Below are 24898 nucleotides of genomic sequence, written 5' to 3' on the forward strand. Positions count from 1 at the left end.
TTGAGGTATTCCCCCAGATAGCGGGAGAAGATTTCATTCTTGGTTGCCATAGTCATAGACGGCTACGGTAACCCAATTCTGATCTATCCGCTATTCTCTTGGTAACAGTTATTGTGAGCTATAACGAAATATTGTAGGAAAGTGGAAAATATTGTATAATGAATGGCATATAATCCTTTAAATAAATGGAAAACGAGACTACCTCGACATTTCCTCCCTCTCCGCAAGAAGAGGAATCCCTGCAGCCGCCTTCTTACCAAGGCGATGTGGCGGCGCGTGCGGAGAATGCGGCGCCTTTGGCTGCGCCAAGAGGGGTGCGCAAAAAGGGCACGCTGATTTACGGCATTGATATTGGATGGTACCTCAAAGAGGCGCGCACACCTTTACTTGTCGCGGGAGGAATCATATTGTTCATGACCCTTAGCTCGCTCATCATGCCGAGCCTTTGGGCTGATGCCGCGGATGCGGGTACGTTTGTCGTGAAACTATGTCTCTTTGCCTTGGTTGGGCGGCAATTCGTGGTGAAGCGCGCGGCGCCGGCAAAAGTGGCAGCAGTGGGCGCCGCGTGTGTCGGTTTGATATTAGGTATCATGCTTGCGTTTTTGCGATTTTTTGTGGTGCGCGAAGTGTGGACCCTGTTTAATCTCACGATGGAACCGGTGGTGACCGCGCTTTTTGCGTATTGCATCGGAGGGATTGTAGCCCTTGCGAGCAAAAGCGCGCCGCGTTATACCACCATTGCGGAAGGGTAATTTAATGTTCGATGAATACTATGGCAAGGCATCGTAAAATGCATTCTTTCTGTATTTTATTTAATGATCCTATCCGCTTGTTTTTGTTGCCTTTAAGCATTCTCCTCTCTTTCGTATTTCTCTCAACTCCCGCCCACGCCGCCTCATGCCTCCCCCTGCCTTCAGACACCGCACACTGGTGGCGTGCCGAAGGTAATGCGCAAGACAGCCTAGGGTTAAACCACGGCGCCTTGGAAGGAGGCACAGTATATGATGCCGGTAAGGTAGGCCAGGGATTCAGCTTTGACGGCATTGACGATCTGGTAGAGATACCCACCCAAGGATTACCCGCAGGGGCAAGCGACCGCACCCTGGAAGTATGGGTTAAGATTGACGCCCTGGTTGCCCAGGAGGCGTATTTTGCAGGCTACGGCCTGTTTGGCGCCACTGGCGCGTCGTACAATATTGGCGCAAGTTTCGGCAGGCTCTATTTCTCCTCATGGGGGCCTGATCTGTTCGGGCCGCAGGTCGCCCTAGGACAGTGGCACCACGTTGCCGTGACCAATGTCGGCAGCTTCGTCACGCTCTACCTCGACGGCGTGCCCGTGAACAGCGCTCCAATCACCATCGATGTCCCTCCTGAAGGCACGCAGTTCTTCATCGGCAAGGTAGGAGGATACTACGGCGATATCAGGCGTCTTCAGGGTCAGGTGGATGAGGTGACCCTCTACACCCGCGCCCTCACCGCCGAGGAGATCGTCGCCATTTATCAGGCAGGCGCTTTAGGCAAATGCGCTCCAGGATCACCCACAAACCACCCTCCTGTCCTCTCCTTTTCGCAAGAGACCGGCTATGTCACTGACGGCGTCAATCCTGACAGAGGCACGGCCAATCTTACTCCACTCGCCTTCAAGGTAATCTACACCGACCAAGATAGCGACCCGCCGCAGAGTCTCTTACTCCACATCGATACCGGCACCGTCAATCTTGACCTCATCCCTCTCATTCCTGATACTGGCGACACTGTTCCCTCCATACTCAAAGACGGCAACTTTTCCAACGGCGAACAGTACGCTTACACCAGCACCTTTCCCAAGGGAAATTACCAATACCACTTCGAAACCAGCGGCGCCGAGACAACTGCGCGCCTCCCCGCAGCCGGAGAACTCACCTTCCAGACCGGCTACTCCAACGTCGCGTTTCTTCCCGGCATCAAGGGAAGCCGGCTTTTCCATAAGAGACCTAGCCCAGATTGTGCCGTCAATTGCGAAGATCAACTGTGGGAGCCGAATGCTGATTCGGATGTGCGTGCATTATTTCTTAATCCCGACGGATCAAGCACCGAGTCCGGTATCTATACGAAAGCGCATACGGAAGGGATCATTGACGAGGTGCTCAACGCGACCGTGAACATCTACAAGAAATTCATTGATTCCATGAATACACTAAGAAACGAACAGACGATCAATGAATGGGAAGCCCTGCCTTACGACTGGCGGTATAATGTTGAGGACGTGACAAACGGTACGATAGCGCTCGAAAACAGCATAGTCCGCCTTGCCGATGAGATCGAATCCCTGGCTCAAACCTCACAAACCGGAAAAGTCACCCTCATCACGCACAGCATGGGCGGGCAGGTAGGGAAACTGCTCATCCGCAGACTGCAAGACGAAGGCAAGGCGGATTTGATTGACAAGTTTATCATGGTAGCAACGCCGCAATTGGGGACGCCTGAAGCCATGAGCAGACTTTTGCACGGCGAAGAATCGAATCCGCTCAAACGTATCGTGATCTCTCCCGTGACCACTCGCGCATGGGGCGAGAATATGCCCTCTGCGTATCACCTTCTTCCTTCCCCAGAATACTTCACGCGAGCCGGGGCCATTTTCCCCGTCGTCTCGTTCGACCCCGCAGCGTCCTTGCTCACGCAATTTCTCCAACGCTATGGTACAGAAATCACCACCCGTTCGGAATTCGATGATTTCCTACTCGGTTTTGAAGGACGTTTGAAACCTTTTCCTGTTGATCTTGATAATCCAAACATTCTCAATGGGGGATTATTAACCAAAGGAACGGGTACACAGCAGGTGCTCGACTCCTGGACAGCGCCGCCAAATGTTGAAGTAATCCAGATCGCGGGCTGGGGCGATCTCGATACCTTGACCGGACTGCACTATTCGCAGAAAACGTCGTATGGGCTCATCGATACCACCAAGATCACGCATAATCCGATCGAGACCTATCGTGGCGACGGCACAGTCTTTCTGCCGAGCGCGTTTGCCATGGATGCACAGAAATTCTATGTTGATCTGTATGCGGATAATCGGCTCTTGAGCTTAAAGAGGAGTCATGGTGACATTTTTGAGGTTGATGGATTACGTGAGTTGATAAAGCAAATTATTAAGGAAACATTGAATACTCAAAATCTTCCTCTATTCATCTCCACCACCGAACCTACCTACAAACCAAAGAAATCAATCTTGAGACTATTCTCTCCGGTCGCCATTGACGCCTACGACTCTCTCGGAAATCACACGGGCCTCATTCCCAACCCGGGCCCTGATTCCGGCATCACCATCATCGAAGAGGGAATCCCCAACAGCTCGTACCGGGAATTCGGAGAAGACAAATACCTCACGCTGGACACCCAAGACACGTATACCATCAAGCTCCAAGGACTTGCCACGGGCAGCTTCACCCTGGAGATCGAAACACGAGAAGGCGACGACTCGGTGGGAACCGTTGCTTACCAAAACATCCCCACTTCTGTTACTATGAAAGGAGAGCTGACGATGCAGGATGTTTCAAGCGTCTCCGCATTATTATTGGATGTTGACGGTGATGGTGCCACCGATCACACACTTGATTCTTCAGTAGAACCTGACCCCATCGTCTCGCTCCAGGTGCTGAAATTGACCATTCAGACGCTTGACCTTGATCCGCACGTGGAGAAAGGCTTGATTGCCGCCACTGACGGTGCAATCAAACTCCTCAAGAAGGGAAGGACGGAAGAAGCGGATCGTGTGCTCAAGGCGATGGTTGACTCCCTCAGAGTGCTGTACCAAAAAGGTCTCATTTCTTCCGCTGATGCGGATGGGTTGATTCGGGGGGTGGAAGAAATAAGGGAAATATTATGACTATAACAAAATTAAGAAAAATTATAAAATATTTTTCCGTTTTTGTTATTCTTGTATTGATAGCGAGTGTGTGGTTCTATAGTTCTGTAGAAAATTATCATTTTGGATCATTGTGTTTAACTGATAAGGGAGGGCCATATTATAAATGTTTTGAGAAGTATTTGATAATCGGTGAGAGAGCTATTTTAGCTTCATTATTAGTTTTACTTCTCACAATCATCGCCCTTATCGCCACCGAACCGCGCATCCGAAAGACATGGGCGATGTTTTCTTATTGGTTCATCCCCATAGCCGTCGTCCTGACTTTGTTGAGCCCGGGTGACTGTGGGAGTGATATTTTAAGTAAGGCGCTATGCTGGAATAAGGGAGTATCTCTTGTCTTTTTCTTCATTGCTTACTTCTCCATTTCCCTATTGATTCTCATTATCAAATCCATCAAACTCCGTCGGGAAAAGAGTGGGTAAGGCGCGACTCAGAGGAGGCGAGGAATATGCTGGTGGGGGATTTGGTGTATGCGAGAGAGCATTTATTATAATATGGGCATATGATAATTTTTAAAAAGATCAATTTTTATTTTATATTAATTATTTTATTTTCAGTAGATATATTGTTTTGGTATGGAGCTAAAAGAGATATTGAATTTATTACCGATCTAAAAGTTATAATTTTCTTCATCGCCTTTATAGGTTTTGCCGGTTCTTTTTATCTCTTATATAAAACGGACATCAAACACAAGGCAGTATTGAACATTGTCATCACAATCGGCGTGCTCATCAATTTAGGATTCATTTTCCTCTGGTATATTCTTAAAGATTTTGGGTTTTGATTTCCTTTCCATATATAAAAATTATCGCGTTTCATGTTTATAATTTTTTGAAATATATGCCTGTCACTACTTCCCTTGCCGAGGATTCCCCGGTATCTAAAAATAAATTCCCCTCATGGTGGTCCGAGGTGCGCGCCACGTGGCGGGCGCTGATGAAACGGTTCGGGGTGATAGCGGGGCTCATCGTTGCCTTTAATGCGGTGGGGCTGCTCATCCAGCTCGCGTTTTTCGGGACGCTCACCTTCAGCGTCTTTCTGGACAATCTCGTGAGCGGTACGGGGGTCAATGCTTTTGAGGTGATTCCGCTCCTGCTCACGCTTTCCAGTGCCTCCATGGTCGTGGCGATTCCGGTGATGGCGCTTTCGCTCCTTATGCAGGTGTGGTACCAGAGCGCCCTGGTATGCGCCACCGCGCTCAATCCTCAAGGGAAGCAGAAGATCATTACGGCAGTGAAGCAGGGGTTGCGCATTTACCTCAAAATCCTCGCGCTGCTCGTAGGGTTGTTTTTGGCGATTACCGCGGTTTACTTCTTGCTTGTGCTCGTTGCCACCATTATGCAGCGCTATACGGGCGCGTGGGGCACGGCAGGATTGTCGTGGATGAACAGGGCGTTGCTTCTTATTTTCACGCTCGCGACACTTATACTCGCGGCGCTGTTTGGATTTGCGAATTTTTCAGTGGCGGAAGGAGAGCGTTCCCCGTTTGCCGCGCTTAAAAACAGCTTCGCGCTCTTCAAGAAATTCTTTTGGGACCTCCTGTGGCGCACGGTGGTGTTCGCGCTCCTGCTCTACGTGTTCAATGCCCTTATCGGTTCTATTAATATCGCGCAGATTCCCATCAATTGGCAGGCGATCGTCACGCTCTTTTATATCCCTTTTTCCCTTCTCTTCCTCTGCGAATTATATAAAGACACGACGCACCTTACCCAATAATATTTGAATACCATGTCCACCACACGCCGTTTTATTATACCTTTTGGGTCTCTTACCATCCGCGATATTCCTATCGTAGGAGGAAAAAACGCTTCTTTGGGAGAGATGGTCAGAACCCTGAGCGCCAAAGGAGTGAAAGTACCCAATGGATTCGCGGTAACCGCACAGGCATACCGCTTATTTTTTCGCGAAACAGGCCTCTCTCACCTCGTGCCCAAGCTCATGAAAGGACTCGACACTTCAAATATGAAAGAGCTCTCTTCAGTGGGCGAATCGGTGCGCCGCGCGGTACGCCGCGCGCCGCTCCCTGCCGCACTTCAGCGCGCGGTCGTCAGCCAGTATCGCAAGCTTTCTCTTGCGTATAAGACTAAGAATTTAAGCGTGGCCGTGCGCTCGTCCGCAACGGCTGAGGATCTCCCGGACGCTTCATTCGCGGGGCAGCAGGAAACGTACCTCAATGTGGTGGGAGAAGCGGCGCTCCTTGACGCGGTCCGCAAAGCATACGCATCGCTCTTCACGAACCGCGCCATCTCCTATCGCGTCGATAAAGGATTTGCTAAAAAAGACGTTGCGCTTTCCGTAGGCGTACAGGCCATGGTGCGCTCTGATCGCGGCGCTTCCGGCGTGCTTTTCACCATTGATACGGAGTCCGGATTCCGCGATAACGTGATTATTAATGCGATCTGGGGTTTGGGAGAAAATATCGTGCAGGGGGCAGCCAATCCGGATGAATTTGTCGTCTTTAAACCCACACTGCGCACAGGCGCCCGCGCGATCATATCAAAAAAATTGGGGGCGAAGCAGTGGAGAATGGTCTATGGGCAAAAGGGCACGCGCAACATCAAGGTTTCCGAGAAGGACAGGATGCGTTACTGCCTGAGCGACAAAGACGTGCTTACCCTCGCGCGATGGGGCATGATTATCGAAGAGCACTATGGCAAGCCAATGGATATCGAGTGGGCGAAAGATGGCATCACGGGCGAACTCTACGTCGTGCAGGCGCGGCCGGAAACGGTCATGGCGAGGCGTAATGTGAATGTGTTGGAAACCTATCACATGGGGCAGAGTGCCGAGCGGAGAAAGGGCGCCATTGCGCTCACGGGGATCGCGGTGGGCAATAAGGTAGGGAGCGGGAAAGTGCGCGTGATCAAGAGCATTGCAGGGATCCGCGAATTCCAAAAAGGCGAGGTTTTGGTTACGACGATGACTGATCCGGATTGGGAGCCGATCATGAAGATTGCCTCAGCGATTGTCACCGATTCCGGAGGGCGGACCGCGCACGCGGCCATCGTATCCCGCGAACTCGGCATACCCGCGGTGGTAGGCACGGGAACAGGCACGAAAGTATTGAAGACCGGGCAGATGGTGACGGTGAGCTGCGCGGAAGGAGAGCAAGGGGTGGTGTATCGGGGCGCGATTCCGTTTACGGTCACGAAAGTGAATCTCAAGCACCTGAAGACCCCCAAGACGCAGATGATGATGATTGTGGGGGAGCCTGACCAAGCATTCCATTTTGCCGCAACCCCGAACCGTGGGGTGGGGCTGGCGCGTCTCGAATTTATCATCAGCAATTATGTGCGGATCCACCCGCTCGCCTTGGTGCATTACCAGCATCTGCAGGACAAACGCGCAAAGCAGCAGATCGCAAAAATAACCGCGCATGAGCCGGACAAGCTGAAATATTTCGTAGATCAGCTGTCCTACGGCATCGCGCGGATTGCGGCCGCGTTCTACCCGAATGACGTGATCGTGAGGTTATCAGATTTCAAAACAAGCGAATATGCGTCCTTAATCGGTGGCAAAGCATTTGAACCGGAAGAGCGCAATCCCATGATCGGCTGGCGGGGCGCGTCGCGTTACTATGACCCCAAATATATGCCGGGTTTTGCGCTGGAGTGCAGGGCGCTCAAGAAGGTGCGCGAGGAAATGGGCTTGAAAAACGTAAAAGTAATGGTGCCCTTCTGCAGGACTGTGGAAGAGGGCAAAAAGGTGGTGGAGGTGATGAGGCAGAACGGGTTAGTCCGCGGCAAGGACGGGCTCGAGCTCTATGTCATGGTGGAAATTCCATCCAATGTGATATTGGCCAAGGAGTTTGCGGAAGTGTTTGACGGATTTTCCATCGGATCAAACGACCTCACCCAGCTGACCCTCGGCCTCGACCGCGATTCAGGGATTATTTCTCACATAGGCGATGAACGCAACGAAGCGGTAAAGCGGCTGATCTCCATGGTCATCAAGTCTGCCCACGAGACGCATACCAAGATCGGTATCTGCGGCCAAGGGCCGTCTGACTTTCCCGAGATGGCGGAATTTCTCGTGCGCGAGGGGATAGATTCCATCGCGCTGCAGCCAGATACGGTCCTGAAAACGACATTGCACGTTTTGGAAGTAGAGAAGCAGCTAAAGCGTAAATAATTCATCGTATCGGAATTCTAATCTTTCCGCCCAAGATCAGCGTCATGTAGCGTGGCAGTTTATCTGCCACCCACCATGTCGCAGACATCCCAGTCATTCGACGGGATAAAAGCTGCGACGCTACATAGTGTAGATATGCCGAAGGGCTTAATTTATCTCTATAGTATGGAACATAAACTTTACCGTTCACGAGAAAATAGAATGATCGCCGGCATCTGCGGGGGATTGGGTGAATATTTCCAGATTGATCCGGTGCTTATCCGCGTATTGTTTGTCGTTGCAGCCCTTGGCGGCGGGATCGGGTTCCTCGGTTATATCGTGCTCTGGATTGTGATACCTGAAAAACCCCAGCCAGTCGCAGAGGGGGCTGAAGATATTTCATCCCCGCCTGTCCAGACCGAAGCGCCCGCGCAGGAGCATGGGGGCAAGGCGGGCGGTTTCATCCTGATCGCGCTCGGGATAATATTTTTTATCAATAATTTCGCGCCCCATTGGAATATCTGGCAGTACTGGCCGCTCCTTCTCGTGGGGTTCGGCGTGTGGCTTTTGAGAAGAAACAAATAGCGCAGACATACGCAGACTTCACGCAGACTGACGCGGACGATAGTATTTAAGATTTTAATTATCTTATGCCAGAAAATAACAAAGATTGCCACGACCATAAAACATTTTTTGGGATTATTTTGATAGGGCTTGGCATCTTATTCCTGCTGCAGAATTTCGGGTGGTTTTACATGAACTGGCGCAATGTCGGACGGCTATGGCCGTTGTTGCTTATCCTTTTGGGGCTCTCAAGCCTGCGTATAGATCGCACCTTGCAATGGGTGCTCTTTGCGCTAGTTATCCTTGCCGCGCTTGCGTTCCTCATGTTCCCTGGATATCAGGGCACGATGATGATGAGGTGGGGACCATAGGCGCCGTAAAAAAATAACCTATACAGCACGTTGGGATATAATGAGATTTTACGATGGTCATCCACTTATGGTGAGATTACATTGGAAAGGTTATTTTTTTAAGCGCCCATACCCGCGCGGGTGGTAAAAAGACAAAACTTCATTCGTAGAAGGGAACAGGTATGTTCCCTTCTTGCGTTTATGGATGAAGCTCGTTACAATTCCCTACGAAAGTATGGATAGTGTGGAGGGGTCGCATAGTGGCCTAGTGCGTCTGCTTGGAGAGCAGATAGGGGAGCAATCCTCTCGCGGGTTCAAATCCCGCCCCCTCCGAATGTGTTTTCATTATGAATAACGTGTTTATCTTTCACGGCACAGGAGGCTATCCCCAAGAAAATTGGTTTCCGTGGCTGAAAGAGAAGTTAGAGATGAAAGGCTGCAAGGTTTTTGTCCCGCAATTTCCCTCGCCGCCCGGGGAGCCGGCTTCGGTGAATGCATGGTTTGAGGTATTAAAAGAATACGATCATTATATAGATGAAGATACGATTTTAATCGGCCATAGTTTGGGCGGCATTTTTACGCTAAGAATTTTGGAACAATTAAAACACCCTGTGAAAGCTGCTATTTTGGTCGGCACGCCCATTGGCGTTCGGCCATTACAAAATTATGACCGAGATAACAGTTTCAGCGGATTTTTATTTAACTGGCCGATCATTAAAGCCAATGCCAAGCAATTTGTAGTGTACCAGTCTGATAATGACCCATACGTGTCGTTAGGAAATGGCGAACAGCTTGCGAAGGAATTAGGAGCGGACCTCACGTTCATTCCCCACGCCGGGCACTTTAATACCAAAGCAGGTTACACGAAATTCGAAGCGTTGCGGGACAGAACTGAAGATATTTTATTAAATTAATTTAGTTAAGATTCTTTTATATGAACAACCAAAAAATTAAACCAACTGGCTGTTGTGACCCGTTTGATCCTGCGCCTTGGCAAGACAAAGAGATCACATGGAAGGATAAAATTTTTGTGAAAGATCATGTCACCAGCTTTCTGCACATTCCTCTTAACATGGGGAAAAAGATAATCAAGAATATGGGGTTGATCGAGAACGCAAACGCGAAAGCGCCGCAGCAATTAATGTTAACCGACGAGAAGTCCCTTTGGGGCGCGGATATCTACATTGACGTTTCTAGAGATGTTCCCGGTGCTCAAATGGCCACACTCTCTGGGAATTTTCTTACCAAAGTATTTGAGGGGCCCTATCAAAATGTAGGCACGTGGGCAAAGGAAATGAAGGAGTATGTGAAAAGCAAAGGCAAGGAAATGAAAAAATTATATTTTTCTTACACGACCTGTCCGAAATGCGCCAAAGCATACGGAAAAAATTACGTGGTGCTTTTTGCGCAGGTAAAGTAACGGGCGAGGCGGGCGGGGGAATTGAGCCGATCCTCAAATTTAATCGTATCAAATTATTGCTATTTTCGTATCAATATGATACGATTATTCTAGTTAAATGATACGAATAGATTATGTTTAGTTTAAGCCAAAAGCAGCAAAAGATAGTCGCAATTTTTTTGAAAAATAACACCCTTTCATCCTCAATGGTCCACGCTGAAATGGCCAAATCGGGCGAAGGTGTTTCTTTGGTTACCGTGAAGAGAATACTCTCTGACATGGCTGTTATGGGCGCTTTAAAGGTGATTGGTTCGGGGCGATCGACCTCGTATGCGGTGAGCGCCTTAGGAAGGATTTTTGCGGAGATCAATGCGAAAGAGTATTGTGTTGCGGAACCGGACAGGCGCTACGGTCTGCATCAGTATAATTTTGATTTATTACCCGCTTTTCCTGCTCAAATTTTTTCAGAAAAAGAATTGGAAATGCTGGAGTGCTCTACTGCCGCATACAGGCAGAGCACCAGGGATTTGTCTGAAACCCTGCAAAAGAAAGAGTTAGAGCGGTTGATTATTGAATTAGCCTGGAAATCATCAAAAATTGAAGGAAACACCTATACCCTTCTTGATACGGAGAAATTGATTTTAGAAAATAAAGCCGCCGAGGGCAAAACCAAAGATGAAACCCAAATGATCTTAAACCATAAAGATGCTTTCAATTTCATCCGCGAAAACAAGAAACAATTCAAAATAATGAACCGTATGAATTTGGAAGAACTGCATTCTATTTTGGTGAAAGATTTAAACGTGGGACAGGGATTGAGGAAAAAGCCGGTCGGCGTGCTTGGCTCTCTTTATCGTCCGCTTGATAATATTCACCAGATTACCGACGCGATTGAGGTTTTAGGGAAAAAGATTTTACAGATTTCCTCTGCTTATGTCAAAGCCTTCGTGGCGCTTGCTGGTTTGGCGTATATCCAGCCATTTGAAGACGGGAATAAGAGGACAGGGCGGCTCATGGCAAACGCCCTATTGTTGGCATACGATTTGGCGCCTTTGTCGTATCGCAGCGTTGATGAAAGCGATTACCGCGAAGCGATGCTGGTGTTTTACGAATTGAATTCGGTCATTCCTCTCAAAAAGATTTTCCTTGACCAATATGATTTCGCGGCGAGGAATTACGCGGTGAAATAAAAAACACGCAAGATATTTATTGTAAATATTTTCCACACTTTTATGCATCAGAACCAATCGCCGCAGGCACAGGGATTTTCCAGATTAGGCATTGCGCCTGTTTTTTTGGAAACGCTGGCGAAATTAGGATATAAAAACCCGACACCGATCCAGCAGCAGGCGATTCCCGTGGCCATCCAAGGGAAAGATGTGGTCGGTATCGCCCAGACCGGCACCGGCAAGACATTTGCCTATGGCATCCCCATGTTGCAGAGGCTTGCCCAAGTGAAAGGGCGCGGGCTGGTTGTGCTCCCCACGCGCGAACTCGCCGCACAAGTCGATGAAGCGCTCCGCCAGATCGGCGCGAAAGTGGGTTTAAGGACCGCCGTGCTCATCGGCGGCGCCTCAATACGGCCGCAGATCCAGGCATTGAAAAGGAATCCGCATGTCATCATCGCGACCCCCGGCCGCCTCAATGATCACTTGCAGCAAAAAACGGTTCGTTTGGACAATGTGCAGGTAGTCGTGCTCGACGAAGCGGACAGGATGCTCGACATGGGATTTGCCCCTCAAATCCAAAAGATTTTCCGCACCATTCCGCGCAAACGGCAGACCATGCTTTTTTCCGCGACCATGCCTCCTGAAATCATGAAAATGGCCACTTCATACATGCAGCTGCCAATCAGGATTGAGGTGGCGCCGTCAGGCTCTATCGTCGAGCGCGTCACGCAAGAGCTGTTCGTCATTCCGAGGGATGAGAAGATACGCCTGACGGAAAAATTGCTGCAGCAATACCTTGGCGCCACGCTTATTTTCACCCGCACCAAGCACGGCGCAAAAAAATTGACGCAAGAGATACGCAGTATGGGGCATGCGGCGGCAGAGCTTCACGCGGACCGCTCCCTCCACCAGCGCCGCGAAGCGCTCGACGGGTTCAAGGCGGGAAAGTACCGGGTGCTCGTGGCGACCGACATTGCGTCGCGCGGAATTGACGTGGTCGGCATCGAATTGGTGCTGAATTTCGATTTGCCGGAAAATGCGGAGGATTACGTGCATCGCATCGGGCGCACCGCCCGCGCGGGCGCGGGCGGGCACGCCATCTCATTGCTTACCTCGGATCAAGGGAAAGAGCTTCGCGAGATTGAGCGCCTGATCAAACAGCGCCTGCAGATTTCCAAGCTCCCAGAGCTTCCGCCGGCGCGCGCCCCGAGATTTACGCCAAGAGTTCATATTTCACTCTCACGGTTCCCTGCGCGACCGTCCAGCGGAGGCGCACGCCCGCGCCGCCCGTATCATACGCGCCCGGGATCATCCGGCAGCTTTTCCCGTTATCGTACGAGAAGAAGGTAAAAACAGGCATTGTACAGAAAAGATTAATCATTAAGCCTATGGACGATCTTACCTTGCGACAGGCTCAACAAAGAGTAGACCATTGGATAAAAACGGTAGGTGTGAGGTACTTTTCCGAACTCACGCAGTTCGCCCAGTTGGCGGAAGAGGTCGGGGAATTAGCGCGTTTGATGTCCCGCACCTACGGCGACCAGAGTTTTAAAAAGTCCGACAAAAAAGAGCCTCTTGCGGATGAGCTCGCGGACGTGCTCTTTGTCCTGGTGTGCCTCGCCAACCAGACCGGCGTGGATTTAACCAAAGCGTTTGAAGAAAACTTGAGCAAGAAGACGAAGCGCGACCGGAAAAGGCATGCACGGAATAAGAAATTAAATGCTAAAAGATAACGCGGAAATTTTATGGACAAATTTCTCCTCCATGCGTGTTGTGCGCCATGCGGCGCATATGTGATTGAAGAACTCAAAAAACGCGGGTTTGACGTGACCGTGTATTACTACAATCCTAACGTGTATCCGCTGGATGAATACCTGCGGCGCAGGGACGAATCAGTGCGGTATTGCAAGGAAATCAGTGTTGCGTTGAAAGAGGGCATTTATGACCACGAGGAATGGCAGAGAATCGTGAAGGGATTGGAACAGGAGCCGGAAGGCGGTCTGCGGTGCGCGGTATGCTATCGCGCGCGGCTGGCGCAAACCGCCGCTATGGCGAAGGAAGGCGGGTATCAGTGGTTTGGAACCACGCTTCCCATTTCTCCCCACAAGAAATCAGAGGTTATCAATAAGATTGGCGCAGAGGTAGGGGATGAGGTCGGAGCGCGATTTTTGGCGGAAGATTGGAAATTGCATGACGGATTTAAGAAATCATGCGCGCTTTCCCGCGCGCACCAGTTCTACCGCCAGACGTACTGCGGATGCGAATTCAGTATACGCAAGTGACATGAATATAGTAATAAAAGGTAAATCATTACTGCCAGCCTTGAAGGCATTTTTAGTTTTTTTCGCAGCGTTGGCAGTGAGCGGGGTATGGGCTGCGCATTTCATTCCCTCATTTATTTATTTAACGGAGCAGAATCTTGGCCGCAGCCTACCCTATGAAATGCATATGCGGTTTTATATGGGAGGGATGGTGCTGGCGCTTTTGGCAGGGTATTTATTTTTTATTTTAGTCAAAAAGATGCATGCGCGTCGTTTCATTTTCATTTTCCTCTGCGCCGCGTTCCTGCCATTGTTGGCAGTTTTATTTTTTGATGCAAGACATTCTCTCATTGAGGAAATGTCGTGGATACGTTACCCTTCAGCGCTGTTCCTCCTCCTTGCGGGCGGTGCATTGTTTTTTATTTCCAGACGTTACAATAAAGGTGAAACATGGCCGCAGAGGAATGAATTGGTGTATCTGCTTTTGAGCGCGGCATTCGTGTTTGCAGGATTTGATGAAATCGGTGAATTCCACGAAAAGATTGGTTATGTGCTGGAAAAGCTTTTTTCGCTGGCTCACCTTACCACCGATCTTATCACCGTGGGGTACTTTGCGGGAGGGGTGGTGGCGCTGGTATGGATGACCCCCGTATTTTTAGGAGAAATGAGCGATGAGAAGAAAAGTTTTATGCAGATTTGTTTTTTCGGGCTGCTGCTATTCGGGCTCGCCACTCTATTTGATACGTTGGACACGGTGGTGCTGGATGGTTTGAGAAAGGCTGCGGCCTCTTTGGCAAGCCGTGGATATTCTTTTTCAGATGCGTGGTATATCATCTATGAGCCAAAACGATTTTTAAACGGCCTGGAAGAAATTGGCGAGTATTACGCCGCGGTGTTATTTGCGGGCGCAGGATGTTGGAGACTATTAGTTATCAATCACACTGAGCCCTCACACCTGCCAAACGCTTCGGAAACTGACAATTTTTTCGGCGTCGCGATCAAGCAGCTTGATGCGCCTTTCCGCCTCAAAAATTGCAGTTCCCTCGCTTGTAGAGCAGTTATTCCGGTTGGTATTTTTATAGGTGCTCTTCTTCTGTCTCCTTTTTTCTTACCCAGAAAGGACCGTTTTTCTCCTCTGGAGGGCGGCACTAAAGCTATCGCGGTCGCCTCTATCCAGGATGGCTTGTTCCATAGTGATGATCTCGCCTACGCGCCGGAATGGGGTATTGTGCTCGCGAATGAATCAGAGCCGAAACGGCGAGGTGTATCTACAGGGCCTGGGGTATTTGTGTATAATGACGACGTCCTTGCCAGATTGCCGGATGTGCGCCGGCAGCTGCGTGATGTTGACAGCGTTGCTATTTGCTTTCCGGGCATATGCGCGAGTGATGCCACGGACGGTAAAATATTTTATTATGACGCTGAACAGGATTTAGGACTGCTCGCGGACAGAACGCAGGGATTATCAAACCCGGAAGGATTAGCATGGCACGAGGGAGTGCTCGCAATCCTCGACGAAGGCAAGAAAACTATCAGCCGTTTTGATGTGCCGATGAGGCAATTGACAGAATTTCGTCCCCTCCACCGCCTGTGGCAGGCGCCCGAGGGTATTGCGTATCATCCGCAGTTGAAAGCATGGCTGATCAGCGATGATGTCACAGGCGCCATCTTTACCTATCGCTGGGGGGAATCTGTTGAAATCTGGCAAAACGCGATGCCGTTAAAGGCGCCAGAAGACATTTATGTGAGCGCCGAGGGCGAGGTGTATGTGACAGACAACGGGCGGGGCGAATTGGTGATTTTTAATGCAGAAGGCACTGCGCAGCGCACGCTGCGTTTTCGGCCGCTCTTTAGGGATGTGCAGGGGGTCGCGGTAGATGCAGAGGGAGACGTCTTTGTGGTGAGCGCTGACAGCTACGGGAGCGCGAGTTTCATGCCAAGCTACTTGTGGAAAATTTCTTTAAACGCTGACTAATTTTGAAAGTATCCACAAGGTGTGATATATGTTAAAGATTATAAAGAACAATTGGTTATTATTTCTCCTGCTGTCTTTGGATGCTGCGGTCGTGTGTGCGCATTTTTTCCTCAAGAACACGTACGGATTTTTCAACCTCGACGGCGAGCAAAATTTGAACTCTACCTATTCTGGTTTGAAATTGCTTGGCATTGCAGCGTTGGCGATTGTGCAGTTTCTGATTGTGCACCGGAGGGGGGAGAGGTTTTCCAAAAAAGCGCTATGGCTGCTGGTTGCCGCCTCCTTTCTGTATTTGGGAACCGATGAAATGGTTGCGCTGCATGAGCGCGTCGGGTTTGTCGTGAACAACCTTTTGGGGGTAGCCAATGTGCGCGGAGCTTCTTTCCGTTGGATGTTGTATTACGCGCCTTTTATCCTTTTCGCCGTAGCGGTGTATGTGCGGTTTATATTCCTGCTCTGGCGGGAGGACCGATCTGCCGCGCGCTTGGTATTGTGCGGTGCGGTGCTTTTTGTTTTAGGATTGGGCGTGGAGGTGGTGAGCGGCAAAATCATTTATCCTCTCGGAGTGCGGAGCGGTGATTTTTCCCTCTATTTTATCAGTATCATTGGAGAAGAAATTATTGAGCTTGCAGGAGCCACGTTATTTCTTACCGGGGTGGAGCGCAGTGTGCGCACTACATTTCATCAGAGTTTTTTGTATGAATGCACTACACATTTTGAAGAAACTTAAATCCTATGCGAACCCGGAGAATGTCGCCGGCATGGCGCGTTTCGGGATAAGCACGAAAAATACCCTAGGCATATCCATACCCATCCTACGCCGCATGGGGAAAGAGATAGGAAAAAACCATACGTTGGCACTTGAGCTATGGCGATCAGGCGTCCACGAAGCAAGGATTCTCGCAGGACTTATTGCGGAGCCGCGGAAGATGACGCCGCGGCAGATGGACGCGTGGGCGGTTGATTTTGACTCTTGGGACGTGTGCGACCAGGTGTGTATGAACCTTTTCGATAAAACGGAGTTTGCATGGCAGAAGGCAAAGATATGGACCAGCCGCAAGGAGGAGTTTATCAGGCGCGCAGGGTTTGCGCTCATGGCTAGCCTTGCGTGGCACGATAAGGGCGCAGAGGATAATAAATTCATTTCGTTTTTCCCCTTGATAAAAAAAGCCGCTTTTGATGAGCGCAATTACGTCAAAAAAGCGGTCAACTGGGCACTGCGCCAGATCGGAAAGCGCAATCCTGCATTGAGGAAGGAAGCCATTAAGGCGGCAAGGGAAATTCAAAAGTTAGATTCGCGTGCCGCCCGCTGGATTGCTGCGGACGCGATAAGGGAACTAAAAGGTAAAAACTATTAATTGATTAGCTATGTTGAAAGAGGGATTAAGCCAGTCAGAAATGGATTCATACGAAGAGGAGAAAGGATTTGATTATTTTGATCAGGATATAAAAGAGTTGTTTAAGCCTCTTCAAAAAATGATTTTGCAAATGAAAGATAAAATAGAGGAGGGCGAATACACCCTGCTTATTGGCAGTGACATGAGTGGACGTATACCCACGCTCATCTTTCATCGCTTTCTTTCCGAGATTTATCGAACCAAGGGGTTAGAAGAGAGATTAATCACTTTATGTTTTTCTCGTTGTTATTCTCACAATCCAGAGATTTATCAACAATATTTGGAAAACGTTAAGGGAGAAATTGAGAGGAAAATAAAAGACCAACAATGGAATAAAAACAAATCCGCTCTTGTTATTACAGAGGTGATTTCACGGGGAGTCAGCTAGCAGCCCTGGGCTGTTATTTTGAATGATTTAAAAATCAAGTATGATTTTGCCGCAGTCGGAGTTACAAGCGCGAATAGAAGTAAGATGGAGGATCTTGAGCGGGGTCTTGGTGGAAAAATTTTTTATGGAATGTCAAAGACCCCGGAGATTTATTTTAAATCTAGCCTACCATATGGCATGAAACATAGTGATGATTCGAATAGTACCCATTTAGAAAAAGACTCGATCTGGTTACAGGAAGAAGTAGGGCAATTGCGTCAGGAAATAAATATTGTCGCTCAAAAATTAATTGATTGGTATCAACAGTCAACTGTCTAGACAAAACAAACACTTTTATCGCAAATGCGTGGTTTGAATATCTTCGCAACTACCTTGTGACACTAAAGTGGGTATGTCCCCCTATGCCTTAGTGAGGTGGGATGAATTTATAGCAAAGCGAGCTTGGAAGAAGCGCAGGGTGTCAGGTTCGTAGACGAATGTGAGGCCGTATTTAAGGAGCGGCTGTTTTTTATGATTTTTTATGAGGTCAATCACCGCTTCTGCCGCGTACGCGAGGTGGCTGTCCGTGTAGACGCGGCGGGGGATGGTAAGGCGCACGGTTTCCAGATGCGGATGGCGGTTTTTGCCGGTTTTAGGATTGCGTCCTGCGGATACGATGCCGCGCTCCATGACCCTCACGCCGGAATGGGCGTAAATTGCGGCTGAGAGCGCCTGCGCCGGGAACCGTTCCTGGTCAAGGTGAGGGAGAATGCCGCGCGCATCGAGCACCACCGCGTGGCCGCCTATGGGGCGCACGATCGGGATGTGGGCTTTCAAAAACAAATTACCGAAGCGTTGGACCTGCTCTACCCGGAATGCGATATGCGCGTCATCCACCATCTCCCGCATGCCCTGCGCCACCGCTTCCATATCGCGCCCTGACATGCCGCCATAGGTATGCAGACCTTCGTATACCACTACCAGTTCTTTAAGTTTCCGGAATACCGTGGGGTTATTGGTTGCGACAAAGCCGCCGATATTCACCAGATTGTCTTTTTTGGAGCTCATGGTGCAGCCGTCGGCATAGGACATCATTTCTTTGAAGATGTCTTTGATGCGTTTCTTTTGATACCCGGGTTCGCGCGTTTTGATGAAATAGGCATTTTCCGTGGCGCGGGTGGCGTCAAAGTAGAGCGGGATATGATATTTGTCGGCCAGTTTGCGCAGTGCTTTGAGATTCGCCATGGAAACAGGCTGGCCCCCTGCCATATTGACGCAGGTTTCAATCCAGAAATAGGCAATATTTTTTACTCCCTTTTCTTTAATGACCTGTTCGACTTTTTCTAGGTCTACGTTGCCTTTGAACGGAAAGTTGGTCTGCGCGTCATGCGCTTCGGGCGTGATGACATCGATGAATATGCCGCCCGCAAGCTCGATATGCTGGCGCGTCGTGGTAAAGTACATGTTTTTGAGCACATACTGTCCGGGCGTGATGAGCGTGCGCGAGAGCAGGTGCTCGCCGCCCCTGCCTTGGTGGACAGGCACCAGATATCGAAATCCGTATACCTCGCGCATCGCCGCCTCCAGTTCATAAAAGCTGTCCGCGCCCGCATACGCCTCATCGCCGAGCATCAGGCGGCTCCATTGCTGTTCGCTCATGGCATTCGTGCCGCTATCAGTGAGGAGGTCAATAAACACGTCGCGGGAGCGCAGAAGAAAGGTGTTGTACCCTGCCGCTTGTATGGCTTTATCCCGCTCGCGCGGGGAGATGAGCCTGATAGGCTCGACCATCTTGATTTTATAAGGTTCAGGCAGCGGAGATTTTTGTGGGGGAGGCATAGAGAAAGCCAAAAATAAATTAAATAAAAAATAGTTCACAGGAACTATATATAGTCTAGCACAAGGTAAAATATATTCAATAAAGCAGGGGAAACGCATTTATGGTATACTGAAATATATTATTATATACATAAGTATGTCTTATAAAATTCCTCTCTCCATTATCGCATCCTTTGGATTGCTTGTGGCAGTCTCTGGCTGCTCACTCGTAAAAAAGAATGAAACCGTTCCTCCGTTGCCTGCTCCTTTCAATGAAGAACAGCAGGTTCCTATGGCGCCGCAAGAGAACACTCAGGCGTCTTCTACGGAGACAGAGAAAGGCCTGCCTGCCAGCGCAGGTGAGCCAGCGCAGGCGGGTCTACCTGCGCAGACAGGCATGGCAAACCCTGCGTCATTGTATTGCCTCGAGCATGGCGGGACGCTTGAGATTACGAAAGATGCAGAAGGCGGTGAACAGGGAATATGCAAGTTTTCCGACGGCACGGAGTGCGATGAATGGCAATTTTTCAGGGGCGAATGCAAGCCGGTGGAACTTGAATAATATGGCTACATGGTTACATTGTTATACTCGATTGCTGTTCAAATTCCGATTCCACCGTCATTCCCGCCCCGTATCACGGTACGGGGCAGGCTCCAGCGGGAATCCAGACGCCGTCCTCGACCGAGATCGGGGAACACCAAAAGAAAATCGATTTTTTGTCTGTTTTTTATGTCTGGATTCCAGATCTCGGTCTGGAATGACAATCGGAATTGGGTTGGCAATGTAGTATAAATGGCTAAATTGTTAACCTGATACATTGATATATTGCTAAATTGTTATCGTGATATTATGTCCATCGTTGCCAGATTCCTTTCTCTGCGGCCACGATTAAACAGAAATGTTATCTTGGTGGGATGTGCCGTGCTCGTGCTCGCGGGCGCGGCAGGATTTGAATATTATAGAAGCCATCAGAATCGCCCTGCCGTGCTTTCCGCACAGACTGCGCAGACCGCGCAGACAGTGCTGGCAGAGGCGAATGCGCCCATTGCGGAAGAAAGGCAAAACACCATTTACACAGAATTCCTTTTGGAAATTTTTGATAAGGTCAAAGAGAATTATTGGAAAAAAGTGACTGATGAGGAGCTTATTACGCTTTTTCGCTTGTCCGCAGAAAAAGTAACGGGAAAAACATTGGCGCTTCCCTCGGTGGATAAGAGCGGTTTGGCGCAAATGTTTGAAGAAGCGGTGGCACGCGAGGCGGAAGAAAAGAAGAAAGACACGACATCGCAGATCGCGACGGTGGCGCTCGCGAATCTCGAGCCGTTTGGCAGGAGCGGCCTCTATACGCAAAAAGATGAAACGAACTTGAAGAACATGGTGCAGAATATTGATACCTCTACAGATTTGTACCAAACGTTGGGAGTTGATAAGAGCGCTACCCAGGAGGACATAGAGCAGCAATACGCGAGCAAGTCCCAGGATTTGACTGCCACGGTGAATGACAAGACAAAAACAGAAGAAGAGCGGAAAGTGGCAGAGGAAAAACTCGCTCTCATTACGCGCGCGCATGATACCCTGCAAAAAGAAGAAACACGAGAGACTTACAACCAGTCGGGTGCCGAGGCAACCGTGGTGGGAGCACTCGTGCGGCCGGAGGTGCTGCATTTGAAGATTAAGCGTTTTTCTCCGGTCACCGTGGATGAATTTGTGAAGGTGGCAAACGCGTTTGATACGGGCGATGCGCTGCATTCGCTCATTCTGGATTTGCGCGGCAATATAGGCGGCGCGATAGACTTGCTGCAATACCTCCTGGGCCCTTTCTTGGGGCAGAACCAATATGCGTTTGAATTTTTCCATCAGGACGAGTATACGCCTTATAAGACCGTCGCGGGGTGGCTCCCAAGCCTCGTGCGCTATAAAAAAGTGGTGGTGCTCATAGATGGGAATGCGCAGTCTTCCACGGAAATGATGGCGGCAGCTTTAAAAAAATATAATGTGGGGGTCTTGGTCGGCACGAAGACGAAAGGGTGGGGCACGGTGGAGAAAGTATTTGCCCTTGACCATCAGATTGACCCGACCCAGAAATATTCCATGTTCCTCGTGCACAGCCTGACTCTCCGGGACGACAACCTGCCGATCGAGGGGAGAGGTGTGGATCCGGCGGTCAATATCAATGACAAGGATTGGGAAACACAGCTTAATGAATACTTTAGCTACCCGCCGCTTATTGATGCGGTGAAGAAGGTGCTCAAACAGCCATTATAAAATGATTGAGAGGGATTCTATGAAAAAGAAGAAATTTGCGGTGTTTGACATTGACGGCACGATTTTCCGCTCAAGCCTTACCGTGGAACTTATGGACGCGCTTATACAGGAGGGCGTGTTTCCCGCGCGGGTGCGGGAGGTCTACGCGCGCGCATACCAGCAGTGGCTTGACCGGAAGGATTCATATGATACGTACATGTGGGCGGTGGTGAAAGCCTACAATGACAATCTCAAAGGCGTGGCGCACCGCGATATTGTTCGGGTGGCGCGCAAGGTGGCCGCGTTCCATAAAAACCGCGTCTACCGCTTCACGCGCGACCTCCTTCACAAGCTGCGCCAGCAGGACTATTATCTTGTGGCGGTATCGCATTCTTCCGCCATTATTGTCCATGAGTTCTGCAAGCGACTCGGATTTCATAAATTTTACGGCCGGCTCCATGAGGTGGACGAGGCGGGGATGCTCACCGGGAAGCATTTAGCGGAAGAATTGATTGGCAGTAAATCAAAACTTGTGGAGCATTTAATCGAGAAAAAAGGCCTCTCGAGAAGAGGCTCTGTAGGCGTGGGCGACACGGAGTTTGACATACCTATCTTTGAGATGGTGGAACAGCCGATCTGTTTCAATCCGAACATGAAACTCTATCACTATGCCAAGCAGAAGGGATGGACCATCATCGTGGAGCGGAAGGACGTGATTTATAATCTCAATAAGCGCCATAGGCATAAGGTGGCTTAGTATAATATCTATAGAGGATATGGGTAACAGCATTCTAAAAATTATCATTATTGCTGCTCTTGTCATCGCAGGTGCGGTGTTCGCGGTGCGGGTGATCACGAATGGAGACGGAGTGGGCCTTGTCCCCGCGCCGCAGCCTAACCAAGAGCCGCCATTTGAAGACGCGAAGGTAAGAGTCGCCAAGCCACACCTTGAGGAACTGGTCGGCAGTCCTTTGGAAATCACCGGGGAAGCGCGGGGATATTGGTTTTTTGAAGCGTCTTTTCCCGTGAGGCTACTGGATCAGAATAATCAGATTGTCGCTTCTGGCATTGCGCAGGCGCAGGAAGAGTGGATGACCGAAGCGTTTGTGCCATTCCGCGCGGAGCTCGCCTATACTTTGCCTGCGGCCTCGGAACCCGTGCCAGGAATTTTAGTGTTCGTAAAAGATAATCCTTCAGGTCTTCCAGAACACGATGACGAATTTCGCATGCCGGTGCGCATTGACGTGAATCGAGACACCACGACTGTGCGGGCGTATTTTGGCAATGACAAAATGAACCCGGGAGCGTTCGATTGCGCACTGGTGTTTGGGGTTGAGCGGGAGGCGCCAAAGGCTCCGCAGATAGCGCGAGAAGCATTGGATGAATTATTGAAGGGGCCCACGGATACCGAAAAGGGGGAAGGGTATTTCACGAGCATCAATGACAGTGTTGAGGTTGAAAAATTGACCATTGATGCGCAAGGCACGGCGCGGGTTGAATTTTCTCCGCGCCTTGAGGAGGCGGTCGGCGGCTCCTGCCGCGTAACGGCAATCCGCGCACAGATTATACAGACGTTAAAGCAGTTTCCCACGGTAAAGGAAGTGGTCATCTCCATCAACGGCAGGACAGAGGATATTTTGCAGCCATAAACATTTTGTATGCTTTCGATTGTGGCAGTGGTTATTAATAATGAAGAAGTCACGCGGCGTTTTGTCTCAAGCATACGTCAATACACCATGGGGAAGTATGAGCTGATTTTGGTAGACAATGCTTCGCATGACAAGAGCGCTGTGCGTTTCTTCAAAGCTTCTGCCGATCAGTATGTGCGTTTTCCGCGGCGCGTAAGCCTCGCCGCCGCATGGAATAAAGGGATCGCTCTGGCGCAGGGAACCTATATTGCCGTAATGAATAATGATGTCGTCGTGCCGCCTCATTGGTCACGGCCGCTCATTGGGACGCTGCAAAATCATCCGCGCGCAGGCATGGTGACGCCTCTCACCTTTTGGTTGCTCAAAGGGTACTTTCAGTACGACATGCTGAAGAATTGGAATAAAAAATTCGTACAGCCCTTTAAGCTCGAAAAATTCAAAGAAGTGATATGGGGAGAATGCTGTGTGTTGAGAAAGAGCGCATGGCGCGAGACAGAAGGGTATTGTGAACTCTATAAAGGATTGGGGAGCGAAGATCTTGAAATGGTGTTTCAGCTCTTCGCGCATGGGTACGAGGTGTATGTGGATCCGCGGGTGTTTGTCTATCATCAAGGATACGGTTCACAAGTGCCAGATATTATTTCATTGCGACTTATAAGCCGATATCAAAAGGATAATTGGAAATTATTTAAATCGCGTTGGCCCCAGTACACGCAAGGCTGGCGATAAGCTAAAGGAATATATGAAAATACGCAAAAACGAACTAATGGTATTAGGTATTGTAGTGGTATCGTTTTGCATTGGACTCTACCTCTATCCCCAGCTTCCTGCGCGGATGGCATCGCACTGGAATGCGCAAGGAGAAGTAGACGGCTACATGCCGAAATTTTGGGGGACATTCCTCATGCCCATCATCGCGCTCGTGCTCTGGATTGTATTTCTTGTGATTCCCCGCATCGATCCCAAAAGAGAAAATATCGAGAAATTCAGGAAATATTTTGATGGGTTTATCGCGGCGCTGTTTATGTTCCTGCTGTATTTGTATGTGCTGACGCTGTATTGGAACACAGGCTACCGTTTCAATATGGTTATTTTTCTTATGCCTGCATTTGCTGTATTGTTTTACATGGTAGGCATCCTGGTATCCCACGCGGAAATGAATTGGACCATCGGCATCAGGACCCCCTGGACTTTGAGCAGCGAGACCGTATGGAAGAAAACGCATGTACTCACCGGCAAGCTTTTCCGCGCAAGCGGCATCATTACGCTCACAGGTGTGCTCTTTCCGGATTTCGCCATCTGGTTTCTGCTTATCTCAGTGCTCGCGAGCGCGGTGGTAAGCGCGGTCTATTCATATCTTGCCTACCGGAAAGAACATCAGGTTGTATGAGATTCGTGTATATAAAAAAGAGCCTGTTTATAGGCATAATTCATCTTTATTATCAGAGGTTGAAAAAAATGGGATAATGGTAAATTCGTAAGGCTGAAAAGTGCATTCTGTGCAATACTGTAGCCATAATTCCTTAATAAGTTACAGTATGGCTACAAAAAAACCATAGAATTTGTCCACAATGCAGTTCTCAAGCTACGAAGAAGAATGGTCGGTTTAGGGGCAGACAAGGCTATCGGTGCAATGCGTGCGGCACGCAGTTCGTTGCCAAATCAAGGAGCATTCCCCTTCAGA

General features: G+C 49.5%; 25 protein-coding genes and 1 tRNA gene. 25 read left to right on the top strand and 1 reads right to left on the bottom strand.

Annotated features, from left to right (window positions below):
• Nucleotides 1-185: 185 nt before the first annotated feature.
• The 19 genes from WC659_06470 (at nt 186) to WC659_06560 (ending at nt 17841) form a co-directional block, all read left to right on the top strand.
• Nucleotides 186-752 carry a hypothetical protein gene (locus WC659_06470; GenBank protein MFA4873539.1) on the top strand — a complete coding sequence of 189 codons (567 nt, stop codon included), beginning with the start codon at nt 186-188 and terminating at the stop codon, nt 750-752.
• Nucleotides 753-835: 83 nt separating this feature from the next.
• Entirely contained in the window at nt 836-3868 is a 3033-nt protein-coding gene (locus WC659_06475; protein ID MFA4873540.1) for a LamG-like jellyroll fold domain-containing protein, read from the top strand.
• Nucleotides 3865-4332, top strand: a complete 468-nt coding sequence (locus WC659_06480; protein ID MFA4873541.1) for a hypothetical protein — start codon at nt 3865-3867, stop codon at nt 4330-4332. Before WC659_06475 ends, WC659_06480 begins: the two co-directional genes overlap by 4 nt.
• 418 nt (nt 4333-4750) lie before the next feature.
• The gene (locus WC659_06485; GenBank protein MFA4873542.1) at nt 4751-5626 is read left to right on the top strand and encodes a hypothetical protein; all 876 of its coding nucleotides are present in this window, start codon (nt 4751-4753) and stop codon (nt 5624-5626) included.
• Nucleotides 5627-5638: 12 nt separating this feature from the next.
• On the top strand, nt 5639-8041 hold the full coding sequence (ppsA, locus tag WC659_06490) for a phosphoenolpyruvate synthase (GenBank protein ID MFA4873543.1): 2403 nt from the start codon (nt 5639-5641) through the stop codon (nt 8039-8041).
• A gap of 165 nt (nt 8042-8206) precedes the next feature.
• Entirely contained in the window at nt 8207-8605 is a 399-nt protein-coding gene (locus WC659_06495; GenBank protein ID MFA4873544.1) for a PspC domain-containing protein, read from the top strand.
• A gap of 65 nt (nt 8606-8670) precedes the next feature.
• Entirely contained in the window at nt 8671-8955 is a 285-nt protein-coding gene (locus tag WC659_06500; protein MFA4873545.1) for a DUF5668 domain-containing protein, read from the top strand.
• A gap of 225 nt (nt 8956-9180) precedes the next feature.
• Nucleotides 9181-9267, top strand: a tRNA-Ser gene (locus WC659_06505).
• Between the two features lie 14 nt (nt 9268-9281).
• Complete coding sequence (locus WC659_06510) at nt 9282-9848, top strand: alpha/beta fold hydrolase (GenBank protein MFA4873546.1); 567 nt, start codon at nt 9282-9284, stop codon at nt 9846-9848.
• A 20-nt stretch (nt 9849-9868) separates the two neighbouring features.
• Entirely contained in the window at nt 9869-10354 is a 486-nt protein-coding gene (locus WC659_06515; GenBank protein MFA4873547.1) for a hydrolase, read from the top strand.
• A gap of 113 nt (nt 10355-10467) precedes the next feature.
• A complete protein-coding gene (locus tag WC659_06520; protein ID MFA4873548.1) occupies nt 10468-11523 on the top strand; it encodes a Fic family protein in 1056 nt (351 codons plus the stop codon).
• A 42-nt stretch (nt 11524-11565) separates the two neighbouring features.
• Nucleotides 11566-12852 carry a DEAD/DEAH box helicase gene (locus tag WC659_06525; GenBank protein ID MFA4873549.1) on the top strand — a complete coding sequence of 429 codons (1287 nt, stop codon included), beginning with the start codon at nt 11566-11568 and terminating at the stop codon, nt 12850-12852.
• A 38-nt stretch (nt 12853-12890) separates the two neighbouring features.
• Nucleotides 12891-13235, top strand: coding sequence for a nucleotide pyrophosphohydrolase (locus tag WC659_06530; protein MFA4873550.1), 345 nt, complete (start codon nt 12891-12893; stop codon nt 13233-13235).
• A gap of 12 nt (nt 13236-13247) precedes the next feature.
• Nucleotides 13248-13784 (top strand): epoxyqueuosine reductase QueH, encoded by a 537-nt coding sequence (locus WC659_06535; protein ID MFA4873551.1) that lies wholly within the window; start codon nt 13248-13250, stop codon nt 13782-13784.
• 1 nt (nt 13785) lies between these two features.
• Nucleotides 13786-15738: a hypothetical protein gene (locus tag WC659_06540; protein ID MFA4873552.1), complete on the top strand. Its 1953-nt coding sequence runs from the start codon at nt 13786-13788 to the stop codon at nt 15736-15738.
• Nucleotides 15739-15766: 28 nt separating this feature from the next.
• A complete protein-coding gene (locus tag WC659_06545) occupies nt 15767-16468 on the top strand; it encodes a hypothetical protein (GenBank protein MFA4873553.1) in 702 nt (233 codons plus the stop codon).
• Nucleotides 16437-17096, top strand: coding sequence for a DNA alkylation repair protein (locus WC659_06550; protein MFA4873554.1), 660 nt, complete (start codon nt 16437-16439; stop codon nt 17094-17096). Before WC659_06545 ends, WC659_06550 begins: the two co-directional genes overlap by 32 nt.
• 10 nt (nt 17097-17106) lie before the next feature.
• On the top strand, nt 17107-17523 hold the full coding sequence (locus tag WC659_06555) for a hypothetical protein (GenBank protein MFA4873555.1): 417 nt from the start codon (nt 17107-17109) through the stop codon (nt 17521-17523).
• An 18-nt stretch (nt 17524-17541) separates the two neighbouring features.
• Entirely contained in the window at nt 17542-17841 is a 300-nt protein-coding gene (locus tag WC659_06560) for a hypothetical protein (GenBank protein MFA4873556.1), read from the top strand.
• Between the two features lie 81 nt (nt 17842-17922).
• On the opposite strand, the gene WC659_06565 is transcribed toward WC659_06560, so the two are convergent.
• Nucleotides 17923-19341 carry a tryptophanase gene (locus tag WC659_06565; protein ID MFA4873557.1) on the bottom strand — a complete coding sequence of 473 codons (1419 nt, stop codon included), beginning with the start codon at nt 19339-19341 and terminating at the stop codon, nt 17923-17925.
• 136 nt (nt 19342-19477) lie between these two features.
• On the opposite strand from WC659_06565, the gene WC659_06570 reads away from it, so the two are divergent.
• The 6 genes from WC659_06570 to WC659_06595 all read left to right on the top strand — a co-directional run bounded on the left by WC659_06570 (nt 19478) and on the right by WC659_06595 (nt 24604).
• Nucleotides 19478-19882 carry a DUF333 domain-containing protein gene (locus WC659_06570; GenBank protein MFA4873558.1) on the top strand — a complete coding sequence of 135 codons (405 nt, stop codon included), beginning with the start codon at nt 19478-19480 and terminating at the stop codon, nt 19880-19882.
• Nucleotides 19883-20170: 288 nt separating this feature from the next.
• Entirely contained in the window at nt 20171-21586 is a 1416-nt protein-coding gene (locus WC659_06575) for a S41 family peptidase (GenBank protein MFA4873559.1), read from the top strand.
• Nucleotides 21587-21605: 19 nt separating this feature from the next.
• Nucleotides 21606-22322: an HAD-IB family phosphatase gene (locus WC659_06580; GenBank protein MFA4873560.1), complete on the top strand. Its 717-nt coding sequence runs from the start codon at nt 21606-21608 to the stop codon at nt 22320-22322.
• 19 nt (nt 22323-22341) lie between these two features.
• On the top strand, nt 22342-23214 hold the full coding sequence (locus WC659_06585) for a GerMN domain-containing protein (GenBank protein MFA4873561.1): 873 nt from the start codon (nt 22342-22344) through the stop codon (nt 23212-23214).
• Nucleotides 23215-23223: 9 nt separating this feature from the next.
• Nucleotides 23224-23943, top strand: coding sequence for a glycosyltransferase (locus tag WC659_06590; protein ID MFA4873562.1), 720 nt, complete (start codon nt 23224-23226; stop codon nt 23941-23943).
• 13 nt (nt 23944-23956) lie between these two features.
• Entirely contained in the window at nt 23957-24604 is a 648-nt protein-coding gene (locus tag WC659_06595; GenBank protein MFA4873563.1) for a DUF1648 domain-containing protein, read from the top strand.
• Nucleotides 24605-24898: the final 294 nt, after the last annotated feature.

It is taken from the genome of Patescibacteria group bacterium (genome assembly GCA_041645165.1).
Lineage (GTDB): Bacteria > Patescibacteriota > Patescibacteriia > 2-02-FULL-49-11 > 2-02-FULL-49-11 > 2-02-FULL-49-11.